The organism is Mycobacterium sp. (assembly GCF_050700595.1).
Taxonomy (GTDB): Bacteria; Actinomycetota; Actinomycetes; order Mycobacteriales; family Mycobacteriaceae; genus Mycobacterium.
In genome coordinates, this window is sequence record NZ_JBOHHI010000038.1 from 1 (window position 1) to 16,257 (window position 16,257).

Genomic DNA, 16,257 nt, shown 5'->3' on the forward strand with positions numbered 1-16,257 from the left:
GGTGATGCATCTAGACGTCAAGGACCGCATTGCGGCGCTGCACCTGGGCCCGCTACTGTCCGACGCCGAACACCGATACCTGAGCTGTGATGCCACCTGCGAAGTCTGGTTCGAACGTAACGGGCAGGTCATCGGCGCCGGCCGAGCAAGCCGGCTGATCAACCGGCGGCTTCGCCGCGCGCTCGAGCACCGCCATCCCACCTGCGCGGTTCCCGGCTGCGGGGCCACCCGCGGTCTGCACGCACACCACATCCGGCACTGGGACGACGGTGGTGTGACCGAGTTGTTCAACCTGGTGTTGGTATGCCCCTATCACCATCGGTGCCACCACCGGCGCGTCATCACCATCGCCGGACCCGCCGACGATCTCATCGTCACCGACAGCTGCGGTCGACGGCTGCGCGCAGGATCGCTCGCGCGTGCGCCGAACCTTCCCCCGCCCGCTGTCCCACCGTGCCCCGGGCCCACCGGCGAGCGCGCCGACTGGTGGTGGTATGAACCCTTCCAGCCGCAGCCGCCACCAACAAACAACTAGGTTGGCTACCGGAGCCGGTCATTGCCGGCACTGTACCGAAGCCCAAACAGGTTGAGGAATAGAGCAATTCGTTTGCGATACCCGCTGCTATCGGATCTCGACAATCACGGCCGACAACCAAACCCGCAACTGCGCCGGGCCGCTACCCGACGATCTCCGCCACGCCCTCATCAAGATCCCCGCTGACGTACGCACTGACACGAAAATTGAGGTGACCACGAGTTGGTGACCACTGATTGAACTGCCGGATTCCCTATGCGATGTCAGCCAGTGGTTTCAGCGTGACGGTGTAGCCGAGAGCTTCGAGTTGGCTGACGGCTCGGGCCTTGGTTTTCGCGGGTTTGCGCAGCGTGTAGTAGTCGGTTCCGAGTTCGCGGTAGAACGCACCGTTGGTGAGCATGTTCCACGCGGTGATGATCAAGGCGTGCTCGACGGCGACGAGCGCGCGCATCGGCCCGCGTCGGGATCTGATCCGTTGGTATTTGGCGGCGAAGAACGAGTTCTTCGAGCGTGCCGCTGACATTGCCGAAACCCCGAGCGCACCTTTGAGATAGGGATTGCCGGGACGTGTCTTGGTCGATTTCACCCGTCCGGCGGATTCGTTGGATCCCGGTGAGACCCCTGCCCATGACGCCAACTGCCCGGCGCTGGGGAACACGCTCATGTCCCCGCCAGTTTCGGCGATGAACACCTCGGCGGTCCTGGTGGAGAACCCGGGAATGCTGATCAACAGGTCCCGGGCGGCGCGAAAGGGGGCCATCGCCTCCTCGATCCGCTCATCAAGGCGACCGATATCGGCGGTGTGAGCATCGATGCGGTCGAGGAACAACCGCACCATGAATGCGTGGTGCTCATTGAATCGGCCGACCAACGCCTCAGTCAGGTCCGGGATCTTGCGGCGCAAGGTGCGCTTGGCCAGATCGGCGATCATGGCCGGATCCCGCTGGCCGGCGATCAGCGCTTCGAGCATCGCTCTTCCGGACACTCCGGTGATGTCAGTGGCCACCGACGACAGCTTGATCCCGGCGTCTTCGAGTAGCTTCTCCAGGCGCATTACCTCCCGTGAGCGCTCCCGGGTGATGTGGGTGCGGGCGCGGGTCAGATCCCGCAGCGCCCGGATCGGCGGTGGCGGCACCAACGACGCCGTCACCAGCCCGTGTGCCCCGAGATCGGCCAGCCACGCCGCGTCGGAAACGTCAGTCTTGCGGCCGGGCACATTGCGCACCCGCGACGCGTTGACCAGCATCATGTTCAGCTCATCGTCGAGCAAATAGTAGAACGGCTTCCAATAGTCGCCGGTGGACTCAATCACCACACACGTGACCTTCTGCGCGATCAGGTGCTCACGCAACGCCAGGATCTGTGAAGTCGTGGCACCCCATGTCGTCACCGTCGACGACGCTCGTCTGCGTCCTCGGCCCGGAATCCGCACACAGACCTTCGCGTCTTTCTTCGAGCAGTCGATTCCCGCGCACCGCGGGTGCACTACATCCATCCAAAATCACCATCTCTCAACATGATTGACCAAGAGGTGTGCCTCGGGGAGAGCGGGGTGAAACAGAATTCTGACACTCGTGCTCTACGGCAACATTCCACGGTCCCCGTGGATAAGGGGCTCTCCACCCTCAGGCTAATTTGCGGGCTCACAGGCAACATAGTGCGACCGGGGTCGACCGAAACACCCTCCAGCATGAACCGTTCGCCGCGCATGCGCTGACCTCAGCGCCCACCACGTCGAAACGCAACGCGCCGGCCAGATTTTCGATCACCACGGTGGAGCGAAGCGCCCGAAGAGCTAATTTGAGCCAAGTCGGGTTTTACAACGCCCTGGGCGATCCGGAGCGCGTCGAGCGGTAGGGCGAGGTAGCCCGCCAGGTCAGCCGCCGATCAGCCGCTGCATGAACTCGGGATAGCGCGCACCTTGCACGGTGATGTCGGCTGCGGCGTCGTCGATCTCGCGGAGGTCGTCGGCGGTCAGCACGACATCGGCCGCCGCGTTGTTCTCCCGGAGGCGATCGAGGCGGCGGGTGCCGGGAATGGGGACGATCCACGGCCGTTGCGCGAGCAGCCAGGCCAGCGCGATCTGACCGGGCGTCGCGTTCTTGCGCGCCGCGATCGCCGCCAGTAGATCGACCACGGCCCGGTTGGCGGCCCGCGCGTCGGCAGCAAAACGGGGAATGGTGCTGCGGATGTCGGAGCGGTCGAATTGCGTTTTTTCACTGATGTTTCCGGTGAGAAAGCCTTTGCCCAACGGGCTGTACGGCACGAAGCCGATGCCGAGTTCGGCACACGTGGGCAGCACGTCGGTCTCCGGTGTGCGCCACCAGATCGAGTACTCGCTTTGCACGGCGGTGACGGGTTGGACGGCGTGGGCGCAGCGGATGGTTTCAGCGGACGCCTCGGACATGCCGAAGTGCTTGACCTTGCCGGCAGCGATCATCTCCTTGACCGTGCCGGCCACCTCCTCGATGGGCACCTCCCGGTCGACGCGGTGTTGATAGAGCAGGTCGATCGTCTGGACGCCGAGCCGCCGTAGCGAGGTGTCGACGACCTGTCTGATGTTTTCCGGTCGGCTGTTGAGTCCCGCGATGTTGCCGGTCGCGTCGAACGCGAAGCCGAATTTGGTCGCGATGACCACCTGCCCGGCGAACGGCCCCAGCGCCTCGCCGACGAGTTGTTCGTTGTCTCCGTAGGCTTCGGCGGTGTCGAAGAAGGTGACACCGTGCTCGACGGCGGAGCGGATCAGCGCGATCATCTCGTCTTTGGGTCCCGACGGCCCGTAGCCGCGGCTGATGCCCATGCAGCCCAACCCGATCGCCGAGACCTCGAGGTTGTTACCGAGGATGCGCTTATCCATGGTCGAACTCCTGTCCCTCACAAGACGCGGTACACCTCGTACTCCACCTTGGGGCCCTCGAGCAGGTGACCGCGGGCGACGAACACGCTGTGGTTGCACCACGCGTAGCGCTCGTCGCCGGTTTCCAGGCGCGGTGTCGTGCGGAAATATTGGTCCTCGTACATCGTGTTGCCACCGCTTGCCATCACCTCACCGACTTTGGCATTCAGCTCGAGCAGCCCGAAGTATTGGACGTACACCAGCGCGCCGTCGTCGGTCTTGAACTGCAGCCGCACGTCGATGCGCGCATAGTTGTCGGGTCCGATCAGGATCCAGTCGCCGCCGCCGCCGAACGCGGTGGCGTTGAACCGCTCGCCGTTGGCCGCGCCTGCCGTCACCTCGAAATACGTCCGCCGGCCCAGCGGACCCGCGCCGAAGTCGGCGGGTGGGTTCAGCGACGCCCAGAACGAAAACTCATGCGCCAATTCAAGGCTCACGTCAACTCCTTCAGTCGTGCGGCAGGTCGACCAACTCGGCCAACCGGGCGCGGTGGCGGTAAGCGGTGCCGAAAAACAACTGGTCGCTTTTGGCCCGCTTCAGATATAAATGCGCGGGATACTCCCAGGTCATCCCGATGCCGCCGTGCAGCTGTATGCACTCCTCGGCAGCGTGCACGGCCGCGCCGCTGCAGTAGGCCTGCGCCACCGCCGCCGCGATCACCGCATCGTCGTCGCGGCGGGCGCAGGTGTCCGCGGCGTATCGGGCGGCCGCCGCCGCCGAATTGACCTCCAGCCATAGATCCGACAGCCGGTGCTTGATCGCCTGGTACGAGCCGATGGCGCGACCGAATTGCTTGCGGCCCTTGACGTAAGCCAGCGTGGTGTCCAAACACCATTGTGCGACACCCAGCTGCTCGGAGGCGAGCAACGCCGCTCCCGTCTGCAGCGCCGACATCACCGCGGTCGATCCGGCGCCGACCCTGGTCGATACCGCGCCGGAAAACCGCACGTCGGCAAGCGGCCTGGTCATGTCCAGCGTCAGCACCGGTGATATGTCGACACCTGCCGCGCTCGTTGAGACGGTGTGCAGCTCCGGTCCGTCCGGGCCTGCTGCCGGCACCACCAGCACGTCGGCCTGGGCGACGCCGGCCACGCTGGTGACCCTTCCGGCCAGGCCGTCACTACCCACGCTGACACCGGCCGCCGCATCACCCGGTGCGGTGGAAACCGGTACCGCCAGTGCCGCAGTGAGCGAGCCCGCCGCCAGCGCCGTCATCGTCTCCGTGTCACCGCCGGCCATCAGCGCGACCGTGGCCAGCACCGCACTGGACAAGAACGGCACCGGCGCAACCGCCCGGCCGACCTCCTCCATCACTACGGCGGCCTCGCGGGCGCTTGCTCCCGCACCGCCGAGCGACTCGGGCACCAGCAACCCGGCCACGCCCAGATCGACGGCAAGCGCCCGCCACAGATCGGAGAAGTCTTGTGGCTCAGCGTCATACAGAGTAATGATCGCTTCCGGCGGGCAGCGGTCGGCAAACAGGCGGCGCACGCTGTCGCGCAGGGCTTCCTCGGTGTCGGAGTACAGCAGGTCGCTCATCGATCCAGATCCTTCCAGGCGAGCTCCTTGTCGACCCGGTGTTCGGGCGGCAGGCCGAGGATCCGCTCGGCGATGGTGTTACGCAGGATCTCCGATGTCCCGCCCTCGATCGAGTTGCCCTTCGCCCGCAGGTAGCGGTACCCGGGCTCGCGCCCGGTGAAGTCAACCATGTCGGGCCTGCGCATGGTCCAGTCGTCATAGCGCAATCCGGATTCGGTATGCAGTTCTATCTCGAACCCCGAAATCGCCTGTGCCAGCCGCGCGAAGGTCAACTTCATGCCGGCACCCTCGGGTCCCGGCTGTCCGGCGGTGAGTCGCTGGCGCAGCCGCACGGCGGACAGCCGGGCAATTTCGGAATCCACCCATAGCCGCATCAGCTCGTCGTGCATCGCGGGGTTGCGCAACTCGGGTTGGGCCCGCCACGCCTCGGTGACCTTGCCGATCATCCCGGTTTCGCGTCCGACGCCGGACAACGAGCCGATGGCGACCCGTTCGTTGTTGAGCGTGGTGGTGGCCACCTTCCAGCCGCCGCCCTCGGGGCCGAGCCGGTTCGCGTCGGGCACCCGCACATCGGTGAGAAACACTTCGTTGAACTCGGCTTCGCCGGTGATCTGGCGCAGCGGACGGATATCGACGCCGTCGCCGGTCATGTCGCACACGAAGTAGGTCAGTCCCTGATGTTTGGGAACCGTCGGATCGCTGCGTGCCACCAGGATCGCCATCTGCGCATACTGCGCGCCGGACGTCCACACCTTCTGCCCGTTGACAATCCAGTCGTCACCGTCGCGGACCGCGCGGGTGGCGAGGCCCGCCAGATCGGATCCGGCGCCCGGCTCGCTGAACAACTGACAGTAGATGTGCTCTCCGGTGAACAACGGCCGCAGGAACTTTCGCTGTTGCTCGTCGGTGCCGAACGCGGCGATCGTCGGCGCAGCCATGCCCATCCCGATGCCGTTGCGTCCGCCGCCGCCCGGCGGCGCGCCGACCGCGGCCAGTTGTGCCTCGACCTGTGCCTGAAAGCCCCGCGGCAGCTCGAGCCCGCCGCAGCCCCGCGGGAAGTGCACCCAGGCGAGTCCCGCGTCGAACCGCGCACCCAAAAAATCGCGAGGAGTACAGCTCGCCGGATCGTGCTCGTCTATCAGTGCCTGTACCCGGGCGCGTAGATCCTCATCGGTGCTCATCGGTGCCTCCGTTCATTCAGCCTGACGGAACGCCAGCGCGTTGCCGAGCAACTGGCCGCCGTCGATCACCATGGCTTCGCCGGTGATCCAGCTCGCCGCATCCGAGACCAGAAAGCCGACCGCGGCTGCCACGTCGACCGGCTCCCCGATACGCCCCAACGCGATCGACGCCGACAGCGGGTCCTCGTGTCCCTTCCACAGCGCCTCGGCGAGTCGGGTGCGCACCACGCCCGGGCAGATCGCGTTGACCCGCACCCGCGGCGAAAGTTCCAGCGCCAGTTGCTTGGTGACGTGGATCAGGGCGGCCTTGGTGGCGTCATACAGGCCCATGTTGGGCCCGAAATGCAGGCCGCCGATCGACGCGGTGTTGACCACCGCGCCGCCGTGTTCGCCCATCCATGCCTTGACCGCAAGCGAGGTCCACAGCAGCGGCGCCCACAGGTTGACCTCGAAGATCTTGGCGAACTGGCCGTGGTCCTGCTCGATCAGCGGGCCGTAGGCCGGGTTGGTTCCGGCGTTGTTGACCAGGATGTCCACCCTGCCGAAGCGGTCGAGGGTGAGATCGACGCAGCGGCGCGCGGCGTCCTCGTCGACCGCGTGCGCGGCCACGCCCAGAGCGTCGCCGCCGACCTGCGCAGCGGCGGCGTCGGCGCTGTCCTGCTTGCGGGAGGTCAGCACGACATTCGCGCCAGCGCCCGCCAACCGCTGTGCGATGGCCAGCCCGATCCCGCGCGAGGCTCCGGTGATGATCGCCGTGCGGCCGGTGAGGTCTTGCGTGGTCATCTCAGCTCACCTTCTGATAGGGAATGTGATCGCGGTACTTGCGCAGCTCGCGACGCGCGATGGCTCGCTTGTGCACCTCGTCCGGCCCGTCGGCCAGCCGCAGCGTGCGCAGGTGCGCCCATGCCATGGCCAGCGGAAAGTCGTCGGTGACGCCGCCCCCGCCGTGTACCTGGATCGCGCGGTCGACGACCTTCAGCGCCACTTTCGGGGCCGCGACCTTGATCGCCGCGATCTCGGTTTGGGCCTCTTTGTTGCCGACGGTGTCCATCAGGTAGGCGGCCTTGAGGGTGAGCAGCCGGATCATCTCGATATCGATGCGCGACTCGGCGATCCAGTCCTGGATGTTGGCGTTCTCGCTGATCGGCTTGCCGAAGGTGAGCCGGGATTGCGCACGCCGGCACAGTAGTTCGAGCGCCCGCTCGGCCATGCCGATCGCGCGCATGCAGTGGTGGATACGGCCGGGGCCCAGGCGTGCCTGGCTGATCGCGAAGCCCTCGCCTTCGCCCTTGAGCACGTCGGTGAGCGGCACCCGCACGTCGGTGAAGTCGATCTCGGCGTGACCTTCGCGGTCCTGGTAGCCGAACACCGGCAGCCCGCGCATCACGGTGACCCCGGGGGCGTCGATGGGCACGACCATCATGGACTGCTGCCGGTGCGGCGCGGCCGTCGGATCCGTCTTGCCCATCACGATCATCACTTTGCAGTTCTTATGCAAGGCGTTGGAGGCGAACCACTTCCGTCCGTTGAGCACATACTCGCCGCCATCGCGAACCATCGAGAGTTCGATGTTGGTGGCATCCGAACTGGCCACCTGCGGCTCCGTCATGGCGAACGCCGAGCGGATAGTTCCGTCCAGCAGCGGCTTGAGATATTTCTCGGTGTGCTCGGCAGTGCCGAACAGCGTGAGCACTTCCATGTTTCCGGTGTCGGGTGCGCTGCAGTTGCATGCCTCGGGGGCGAGGTGGGGGCTGTGGCCCATGATCTCTGCCAGCGGCGCGTACTCGAGATTGCTCAGTCCGGGTCCCCACTCGGGGTGCGGGTGAAAGAGGTTCCACAAGCCCCGCTTGCGGGCCTCGGCCTTGAGCTCCTCCATGATGGGCGGCTGAAAGTGCGGATCGCCGGATGCGCGCATTTGCTCGTCGTAAACGGCTTCGGCCGGGTAGACGTGCGAATCCATGAACTCCAGCAGATCCGCCTGGTAATTCTTTGCGCGATCGGATATTTCGAATAGGGACATGGTGGCTCCTCTCAGCGGTCGTGATCCAGCAGGCTGCGCTGGTAGCGGCGCATGCCGCGCAGCCATCGGTCGTAGTCAATTCCTTTGTGCCGGTACATCTTCAGCACTTCGGGGTGCGGCAGAATCAAAAACCGCTCCTCGTCGATGGCGGCCAGCACAGCGTCGGCGACGGCGTCGGGCTCCAGCACGGCGCCCGCGGCGGTGACGGCCCGGGTGGCGAGGTCACCCAACGCGTCACCGGATTGCTCACCGCCGTAGAGCAGCTTGGTGTTCACACCCATCGGGCACAGACAGCTGACCCGCACGCCTTGATCGCCGTAGGTGATGTTCAGCCATTCGGCAAAACCGACAGCCGCGTGCTTGGTGACCGAGTAGGTGGCCGAGCCGAGCTGGGTGAGCAGCCCGGCCGCCGACGCGGTGCTGATGAAGTAACCCTCACCACGCTCGACCCAGCCTGGCACCAGCAACTGCGCGGCGCGGATGTGGGCGCGCAGGTTGATGTCGATGCTGCGGTCCCAGTCGGCTTCGCTGACGTCCAGGCCCACGGCGCCGGTAATGCCGGCGTTCGCGAAATACAGGTCGACCGGGCCGAATTCGCGCTCCGCGAGGTCGATCAATCGCCGGATCTGCCTGCTGTCGGACGCGTCCGCCCCAACAGCCATCGCCGCGCCGGGTCGCTCGGCGTTGATGTCGTCCGCCACCGGTTCGGCGGTCGCGGCGTCCAGGTCGGCGACCACGACTCGTGCGCCTTGTTGGGCGAGCTTTCTGGCCAGCGCGCCGCCGATGCCGCCGCCGCCGCCGGTGACGATCGCGATCTTGTGATCAACGTTCACACTCGAGAGTCCTTTCGTCAGCCCTGCAACAGCCTGGTGATCCAGGCCCGCGAGTCCGCCGGGTCGATCACGTCGTCGAGTTCGAAGGTGGTGGCCGACGTGAGCGCCTTGCCGTGCTGGTAGGCCGCCTCGACGAGCTTCTCGAACAGGTTTTGACGCTCGACCGGGTCGGTGACGGCGGCCAGCTCCTTGGAGAATCCCAGCCGCACCGCACCTTCGAGCCCCATCCCGCCGATCTCGCCGGTCGGCCAGGCCACCGTGAAGTCGGGCGCATGAAACGCCCCGCCCGCCATCGCCATCGCGCCCAGTCCATACCCCTTGCGCAGGATGATCATTCCGAACGGCACGGTCAGCCGCGCTCCGTGGACGAACAGCCGGCTGAACCGCCGGACCGCGCCGTCGACCTCCGCGTCCGGACCGACCATGAATCCCGGTGTGTCGCAGAGCGAAACCATCGGCAACCGGAATGATTCGCACAGGATCAGGAAGTCGGCGATCTTGTCCGCAGCCTCGGAGTCGATGGCGCCGCCGAGGTGATGACTGCTGTTGGCCAGCAGTCCGAACGGCACGCCCTCGACGCGTACCAGCGCGGTGACCACCCCGACGCCGTAGTCCGGCCGCAACTCGAGCACCGTACCCACGTCGACGATCGCCTCGATCGCGCGATGCACGGCATAGGCCCGTAACCGATTCTCCGGCACCACATGTCGCGCCAATCGCGGGTCGGGTGCCTCCCAGTCGTCGATGGCGCCCCCGAAGTACGACAGATACTGCTTGGCCAGCGCCACGGCGTGCGCTTCGTCACGCGCGACCAGGCCGACCACCCCGTTGCGTCGCTGCACGTCGACGGGTCCGATGTCCTCCGGACGATACTCTCCCAGTCCGCCGCCTTCGATCATCGCCGGGCCGCCCATACCGATGTTGGCGTCGGGCGTCGCGATGATCACGTCGCAGGTCCCGGCCAGTGCGGCATTGCCGGCAAAGCAGCGTCCCGAGACGATCGACACCAATGGGACCCGGCCGCTCAACGCGCCGAGCGCACGGAAGGTCGGCACGTCCAGTCCCGCGATGTTGACGACGTCGGTGTCACCGGGCCGGCCACCGCCGCCTTCGGCGAACAGCACCACCGGAATCCCTTTGCGCGCGGCCAATTCGAAGACCCGATCGGTTTTGGCGTGATTGCGCATGCCCTGAGTGCCGGCGAGCACGGTGTAGTCATAGGACAGCACGATTGCTTCAGCTCCGCCGACCCTCGCCAGGCCCGCGACCAGGCCGTCGGCCGGGGTGTTGGCGATCAGGTCCTCCTCGGAGCGCCTGCTGCGCTGCGCGGCGACCGCCAACGCACCGTATTCGACGAAGCTGCCCGGATCCACCAGGTCGGCGATGTTCTCCCGCGCGGTGCGGCGATTCTGCTCGTGCCGCTTTCCAACCGCGACCCGCCGGCCCTCGTCGACGGTGAGCAGGTGGCGGCGACGGACGTCGTCGAGGTCGCCGCGGGTGCGGTCGAGATCGAGTTCGGCTGCCGCCGCGTCTTCCGCACCGAGACCGGTACGGGTGAAGACCACCAACGGTTCTCCGGTGCCGACGATCTGCCCCGGGCTAACCAGGCACCGCACCGTGCGCAACGCGTCCGGCGCCGCCAGCACATGCTGCATCTTCATCGCCTCGAGGACGACCAACGGTGTGCCCGCGGTGAACTCGGCATCCTCGGCCGGCACCTCGACGACGGTGCCGGCCATCGGCGCGCGCAGCACCTCCTCACCCGGGTACAGCTCGGGCGGCGCAACCCGGACTTCGTGTTGGGTAGACTTCGCGGCGCGGGCCAGCGCCGGAAGCCGCGCGTCGACGAAGCCCGTCGTCACGATACCGGATTGAACCTGGCTGTCGGACAACAGTTCACGCAGTAATCCAATGTTGGTGCGGATGCCTTCGACGCCGAATTCGGTCAGGGCCGCCTGCGCTTTGCGTACCGCCGCGGGAAACGACGAGCCGTGCACGTGGGTGATCACCTTGGCCAGTAGCGAGTCGTACAGTGGGCTCGGCGTCAATCCCGGGCGGCCGAAGGTGTCGACGCGTACGCCGGGACCGCTCGGCGGCGAGAACGCCACCAGAGTTCCCGTCGACGGTATTACCGACCCATCGGCGTCGATCGTTTCCATGTTGACCCGGGTCTGGATGGCGACGCCTCGCGCCGCGGCGGGTTCGCCGCCGGTACCGCTGCTATCGATTCCGGCCGGTAGCCCCAGTTCGTCGAACGACGCGGCGCCGGCGATGGCCAACTGCACGGACACCAGGTCCACCCCAGTGACCTCCTCGGTGATGGTGTGCTCTACCTGGATGCGCGGATTGACCTCGAGGAACACGAACTGCTCACCGACCACCAGGAATTCGACCGTCGCCAGCCCGCGGTATCCGACGTGTCCGGCCAGCCGCGCCGCGGCGGCGTGCAGTTCGCGGCGCAACCGGGTGGAAATCCCTTGTGCAGGGGCGACTTCGATGAGCTTCTGGTAGCGCCGCTGGATGCTGCAGTCCCGGTCACCGAGGGCCAGCGCACGTGTCGGCGCGGCGACGATCTGCACCTCGATGTGGCGCGCGTCGTCGCACACGGCCTCGGCGAATAGCGCGGCATCCCCGAAACCATGTCGGGCCTCAGCGGCGCAGCGCCGGTAGGCATCGTCGATCTCCCCCGGGCTGCGGACGACCCGCAGGCCCCGGCCGCCGCCACCGGCGAGCGCCTTGATCACGATGCCCTGCTGGTGGCCCGCGAAGAAGGCGCGGATGTCCTCGAGGCTGCTCGGCCCGTCGGTGGCCGGCAGCACCGGAATCCCCGCCGCGATTGCGGCGCGGCGGGCCGCCGACTTGTCGCCGAAGAGCTCCAGCACATCAGGATCCGGCCCGACGAACGCGTACCCCGCCGCCGCGCAGGCACGCGCGAACCCGGCCTGCTCGGACAGGAATCCGTAGCCCGGATGAATCATTTCGGCGCCGGATGTCTTGGCGGCGGCCAAGATCGCGGTCTGGTCCAGGTATGCTTCCGGACCCGTTCCCGGCAGACCGACCGCTTCGTCCGCCGCGTGCACATGTGGGCTCTCGGCGTCGTCCTCGGCGTAGATCGCGACTGTCGTCATACCCAATTCGGTCGCGGTACGGATGATTCGGAGTGCGATCTCACCGCGGTTGGCGATCAGCAGCGTCATCGTACTGCGGCGCCCCACTGCACCTGGTCGCGGAGCCGGCCCTTGAGGAGTTTGCCTCCGGCGTTGCGCGGCAGGGCCTCGGCGGCGACCGAAACGTATTGCGGAATCTTGAAGTCGGCAAGCTGTCCCCGGCAGTAGTCGAGGACGGCGCCGACGTCGACCTGCTCGCCGAACAGCACGGCACCGACCTTTTCGCCCATGACCTCGTCAGGCACCGCCAGCACGCAGGCGTCGGCGACACCGGGTGCCGACAGCAGCACCGCCTCGACCTCGACGCTGGAGACGTTCTCCCCGCCCCGGTTGATGATGTCCTTGAGCCGATCGATGATGTGCACCCGGCCCGCCTCGTCGACCCGCACCACGTCACCCGTGTGCAGCCAGCCATCGATGATGGTGGCGGTGGTGGCTTCCGGCCGGTTCCAGTAGCCCGCAGTCACGTTGGCGCCGCGCGTCACCAACTCGCCAACGGACGGGTCGTCACCGTAGGCAATCACGCCGAGATCCACCGACGGCACCGCATACCCGACCGAGTCCGCGTGGTCGACGGCGTCCTCGTTGGGCAGCGCGGTCATCAGCGACGCGGTTTCGGTCATCCCATACCCGTTGAACACCCGGGCTTGCGGAAACGCCTTTTTCACTCCCTTCACCAACGACGGGGCGATCGGGGCACCTCCGTAGCCGACCCAGCGGACGCCGGACACGTCGGTGCTGCTGAAGTCCTTGTGCCGCAGTAACAATGCATAGACCGCGGGAACGGTCACCATCGATGAGATCCGCTCGCCAGGCAGCATCGCGATCACCTGGGGGAGATCGAGGGCCGGCATGATCACCGACGTTCCGCCGACGTAGGCGGCAGCTAACAGTTGCGAGTTGCAGCCGGTCACGTGGAACAGCGGCACCGATATGAGGGTGCGAAACTCCTCACCGATGTCGCGCTCGAGACCGACGCAGCGCAGCATGTTTTCCGCGTTGGTCAGAAACGCCTCGTGGGTGGTCGGCACCCCTTTGGGCCGTCCGGTGGTGCCAGACGTGTAGAACAGCGCGGCGATGTCGGCGCGTTCGAGATCGTCGACCACAGCGGGTTTGCCGTCGGGCAACGGTGTGTCGGCCGCCAGATCCACCCGCGCCCCCGCATCAGACAGAATGAACTCGACCTCCGGTTGCGCCGACCGGGTATTCACCGGCACGGCCACCCCACCGGCCATCACGGTGCCCCAGAACGCCAGCACCCAGTTCCGACCCGCGGGGTAGCGCAGCGCCACCCGCTCACCACGCTGCAGACCGCCCGCCCGCAACCCGCCGGCCACCCGGGCCGCCGCATCCCACAACTGCCGGTAGGTCAGGCGGTCGGCGCCGAGCTCGATCAGAGCTTCGCCGTCCGGCCGGGTGTCGACGTGCTGCGCGAGCATGTCCAGCAGCGTGGCCGGCAACTGGTCGTAGTGCGGAATGTCGTTGCGGTCCCGAGACACACCGATCGGTGGAAATGGGTTAGCGTCGCGTGAAATCTCGGTCACCGCGCTCGTGTGGGTCATGTCCGCTCCTTCGGTCATCCCATCAGCGTTGCAGCCAGCGTCCCACCCAACTCGTAGGCCCGCTCACGAATCGCGGCGTCGATCCCGCCGACCACCTCGAGCACGTCGGCGGCTTTGGCCAACGACAGCCCGGTGGCCACCTTGTCCACCGCGCTCGCCGCGCCCACTGTGTCGTTGTTGCCGTGCACCCATAGACCGTATGGCCGGCCCGCCACGTGATCCAGGCTGGGGTAGTAAATCGTGTCGAAGAAGTGCTTGAGCGCCCCCGACATGTAACCCAGGTTCGCCGGCGTCCCGAACAGGTAGCCGTCGGCTTCGAGCATGTCCGGCACGGTCGCCGCCAACGCGGGCCGCACCACCACGTCGACACCGTCGATCTCGGGGTCGTTCGCCCCGGCGAGCACGGCTTCCAGCAACTCGCGGGTGGCCGGCGACGGAGTGTGATGAACGACGAGCAGTGTCTTGCTCATTCGCGCTCCTGCAGCTGGACGGCTTTCTTCATGGCTTCCCGGGCGCGGACCCGGTCCCCGGCGTAGTCGTAGGCGCGGGCCAGCCGGTACCAGCGCCGCCAGTTGTCCGGGTCGCTGTGCAGCTCATCGCGGACCGTGTCGAACAGCGCGTCGGCCGCGACCCGGTCGATGCGACCGGACGGCCGCCGCGGCAACGCCGCGACGTCGAGTTCCATTCCGTCTTCAGCGATCAACCGGGCCAGCTTCTGATGAGCGAAACCGGCACGCAAGGTCGCGATCATCGCCCACAGCCCGATAGCCGGCAGCAGCAACAACGCCGCTCCCAGGGCCACCGTCACGGCGCGTCCGGAGCCGATCAACAACACCGCGGACCGGCCGAGCAGCACCATGTACACCAGCAGTGCCAGGCACATGAACGCGATCGACAGTTGGATGCGGACTGCGCGCCCGGTGCCGGTCATCGCAGGCTGAGTAGAGATTCGATTCCGACGGTCAAACCGGGGTGATCGTGGACGCGGCGCACCGCCAACAGCACACCGGGCACGAACGAGGCGCGGTCGATGCTGTCGTGGCGGATGGCCAGGGTTTCCCCCGCGGTACCGAACAGCACCTCCTGGTGAGCGACCAGCCCTGCCATCCGAACCGAATGCACCGGAATCCCGTCGACGTCGGCGCCGCGTGCACCGGGCAGACTGCTGGTTGTCGCATCGGGATTGGGCGGCAGGTCTTTTCGCGCCTCGGCAATCAGTTCGGCGGTGCGGACCGCCGTGCCCGACGGGGCGTCGGCCTTGTGCGGGTGGTGCAGTTCGATGACCTCCACCGACTCGTAGAACGGTGCGGCCTGCTTGGCGAAATGCATGCACAGCACCGCCCCGATCGCGAAGTTGGGCGCGATGATCGCTGCGGTACCGGGTTGGGCGGCCAGCCACGACCGCACTTGTCGTAGCCGCTCTTCGGTGAACCCGGTGGTGCCGACGACAGCGTGAATCCCGTTGTCGATCAAGAACTTCAGATTGTCCATCACGACATCGGGATGGGTGAAGTCGATGACGACCTCGGTCTGGCTGTCGGTCAGCAGGCTAAGCGCATCGCCGGCGTCGACTTCGGCCGACAGGGTGAGATCCTCGGCGGCTTGCACCGCCTGCACCATCGTCGAGCCGACTTTGCCTTTCGCGCCGAGCACTCCTACCCGCATGGGTGCAGCCTACTGCGACCGTCACCTGGCGCGAACGTGCGTGTTTGTACACCGACACGCCGGTGCGGCCGGCATTCTGCGCACGCTCACGTCATATTGGCGGACCCAACCATGGGGGACGCGGCCACGAATACTCAGTAGCCTGCGACATCCCCGGTGCGGGCGGAAGGGATCGGGAATATGGCGTTTGCCGTCGCGTCGCAGCTGGATCAGACCTGCCTCGCCGACGGCCAACTTGCTGGTTCGTCGGACGCCGCGCGGTACCTCACCGACACCTGTTTGACCGATGCTGCGCTGGGGCGGGTCGGCCTGGAGCTCGAGGCGCATTGCTTCGACCCGGTCGAGCCGCACCGCAGGCCGACCTGGGACGAAATCAGCGGTGTGATCGGGTCACTTCCGGTGCTGCCGGGGGGCAGCGTGGTCACCGTCGAACCGGGTGGCGCGGTGGAATTGTCGGGCCCGCCGGTAACCGGTGCGGTGCCGGCAATCGAGGCGATGAGCAGCGACCAACGGGTGCTGCGGAAGAGCTTCGCCGAGGCCGGCCTGGGGCTGGTGTTGCTGGGCACCGACCCGTTACGGCCGGCCCGGCGCATCAATCCGGGGCTGCGTTATCGCGCCATGGAACAGTTCTTCACCGCCAGCCACACCGGTGCCGCCGGCGCGGCGATGATGACGTCGACGGCCTCGATTCAGGTCAACCTCGACGCCGGTCCGCGGCCCCGCTGGGCGGCCCGGGTCAGATTGGCGCATGCGCTGGGCCCCACCATGGTCGCGATTGCCGCCAATTCCCCGCTGCTGGGCGCCAAGTTCTCCGGCTGGCAGTCGACCCGCCAGCGGGTGTGGAGCGAGCTGGACTCCG

At 66.9% G+C, this 16,257-nt stretch carries 15 protein-coding genes; 2 read left to right on the forward strand and 13 right to left on the reverse strand.

Annotated features, from left to right (window positions below):
* The coding region (locus ACRDTL_RS03495; RefSeq protein WP_431505327.1) for a DUF222 domain-containing protein at positions 1-535 on the forward strand (535 nt) is incomplete at its 5' end.
* Positions 536-788: 253 nt separating this feature from the next.
* Here the strand turns inward: ACRDTL_RS03495 and ACRDTL_RS03500 are convergent.
* The 13 genes from ACRDTL_RS03500 to dapB all read right to left on the reverse strand — a co-directional run bounded on the left by ACRDTL_RS03500 (position 789) and on the right by dapB (position 15,398).
* Positions 789-2,030 (reverse strand): IS110 family transposase, encoded by a 1,242-nt coding sequence (locus ACRDTL_RS03500; protein WP_431505328.1) that lies wholly within the window; start codon positions 2,028-2,030, stop codon positions 789-791.
* A gap of 381 nt (positions 2,031-2,411) precedes the next feature.
* Positions 2,412-3,392, reverse strand: coding sequence for an aldo/keto reductase (locus tag ACRDTL_RS03505; protein WP_431505329.1), 981 nt, complete (start codon positions 3,390-3,392; stop codon positions 2,412-2,414).
* 17 nt (positions 3,393-3,409) lie between these two features.
* Complete coding sequence (locus tag ACRDTL_RS03510; RefSeq protein WP_431505330.1) at positions 3,410-3,868, reverse strand: DUF3237 domain-containing protein; 459 nt, start codon at positions 3,866-3,868, stop codon at positions 3,410-3,412.
* Between the two features lie 10 nt (positions 3,869-3,878).
* Positions 3,879-4,970 (reverse strand): acyl-CoA dehydrogenase family protein, encoded by a 1,092-nt coding sequence (locus ACRDTL_RS03515; RefSeq protein WP_431505331.1) that lies wholly within the window; start codon positions 4,968-4,970, stop codon positions 3,879-3,881.
* Positions 4,967-6,151, reverse strand: coding sequence for an acyl-CoA dehydrogenase family protein (locus ACRDTL_RS03520; protein WP_431505332.1), 1,185 nt, complete (start codon positions 6,149-6,151; stop codon positions 4,967-4,969). Before ACRDTL_RS03520 ends, ACRDTL_RS03515 begins: the two co-directional genes overlap by 4 nt.
* Before the next feature lie 12 nt (positions 6,152-6,163).
* Positions 6,164-6,934, reverse strand: coding sequence for an SDR family oxidoreductase (locus ACRDTL_RS03525; protein ID WP_431505333.1), 771 nt, complete (start codon positions 6,932-6,934; stop codon positions 6,164-6,166).
* Position 6,935: 1 nt separating this feature from the next.
* The gene (locus ACRDTL_RS03530; protein ID WP_431505334.1) at positions 6,936-8,171 is read right to left on the reverse strand and encodes an acyl-CoA dehydrogenase family protein; all 1,236 of its coding nucleotides are present in this window, start codon (positions 8,169-8,171) and stop codon (positions 6,936-6,938) included.
* 11 nt (positions 8,172-8,182) lie between these two features.
* A complete protein-coding gene (locus ACRDTL_RS03535; RefSeq protein ID WP_431505335.1) occupies positions 8,183-9,004 on the reverse strand; it encodes an SDR family oxidoreductase in 822 nt (273 codons plus the stop codon).
* Between the two features lie 17 nt (positions 9,005-9,021).
* On the reverse strand, positions 9,022-12,201 hold the full coding sequence (locus ACRDTL_RS03540; RefSeq protein ID WP_431505336.1) for a carboxyl transferase domain-containing protein: 3,180 nt from the start codon (positions 12,199-12,201) through the stop codon (positions 9,022-9,024).
* Entirely contained in the window at positions 12,198-13,715 is a 1,518-nt protein-coding gene (locus tag ACRDTL_RS03545) for a class I adenylate-forming enzyme family protein (protein ID WP_431505341.1), read from the reverse strand. Before ACRDTL_RS03545 ends, ACRDTL_RS03540 begins: the two co-directional genes overlap by 4 nt.
* 32 nt (positions 13,716-13,747) lie before the next feature.
* Positions 13,748-14,203, reverse strand: a complete 456-nt coding sequence (locus tag ACRDTL_RS03550; protein ID WP_431505337.1) for a flavodoxin family protein — start codon at positions 14,201-14,203, stop codon at positions 13,748-13,750.
* Entirely contained in the window at positions 14,200-14,664 is a 465-nt protein-coding gene (locus ACRDTL_RS03555; RefSeq protein ID WP_431505338.1) for a hypothetical protein, read from the reverse strand. Before ACRDTL_RS03555 ends, ACRDTL_RS03550 begins: the two co-directional genes overlap by 4 nt.
* Positions 14,661-15,398, reverse strand: a complete 738-nt coding sequence (dapB, locus tag ACRDTL_RS03560) for a 4-hydroxy-tetrahydrodipicolinate reductase (protein WP_431505339.1) — start codon at positions 15,396-15,398, stop codon at positions 14,661-14,663. The genes ACRDTL_RS03555 and dapB overlap by 4 nt, the downstream gene beginning before the upstream one ends.
* A gap of 180 nt (positions 15,399-15,578) precedes the next feature.
* Here dapB and ACRDTL_RS03565 point away from each other — a divergent pair.
* The coding region (locus ACRDTL_RS03565) for a glutamate-cysteine ligase family protein (protein WP_431505340.1) at positions 15,579-16,257 on the forward strand (679 nt) is incomplete at its 3' end.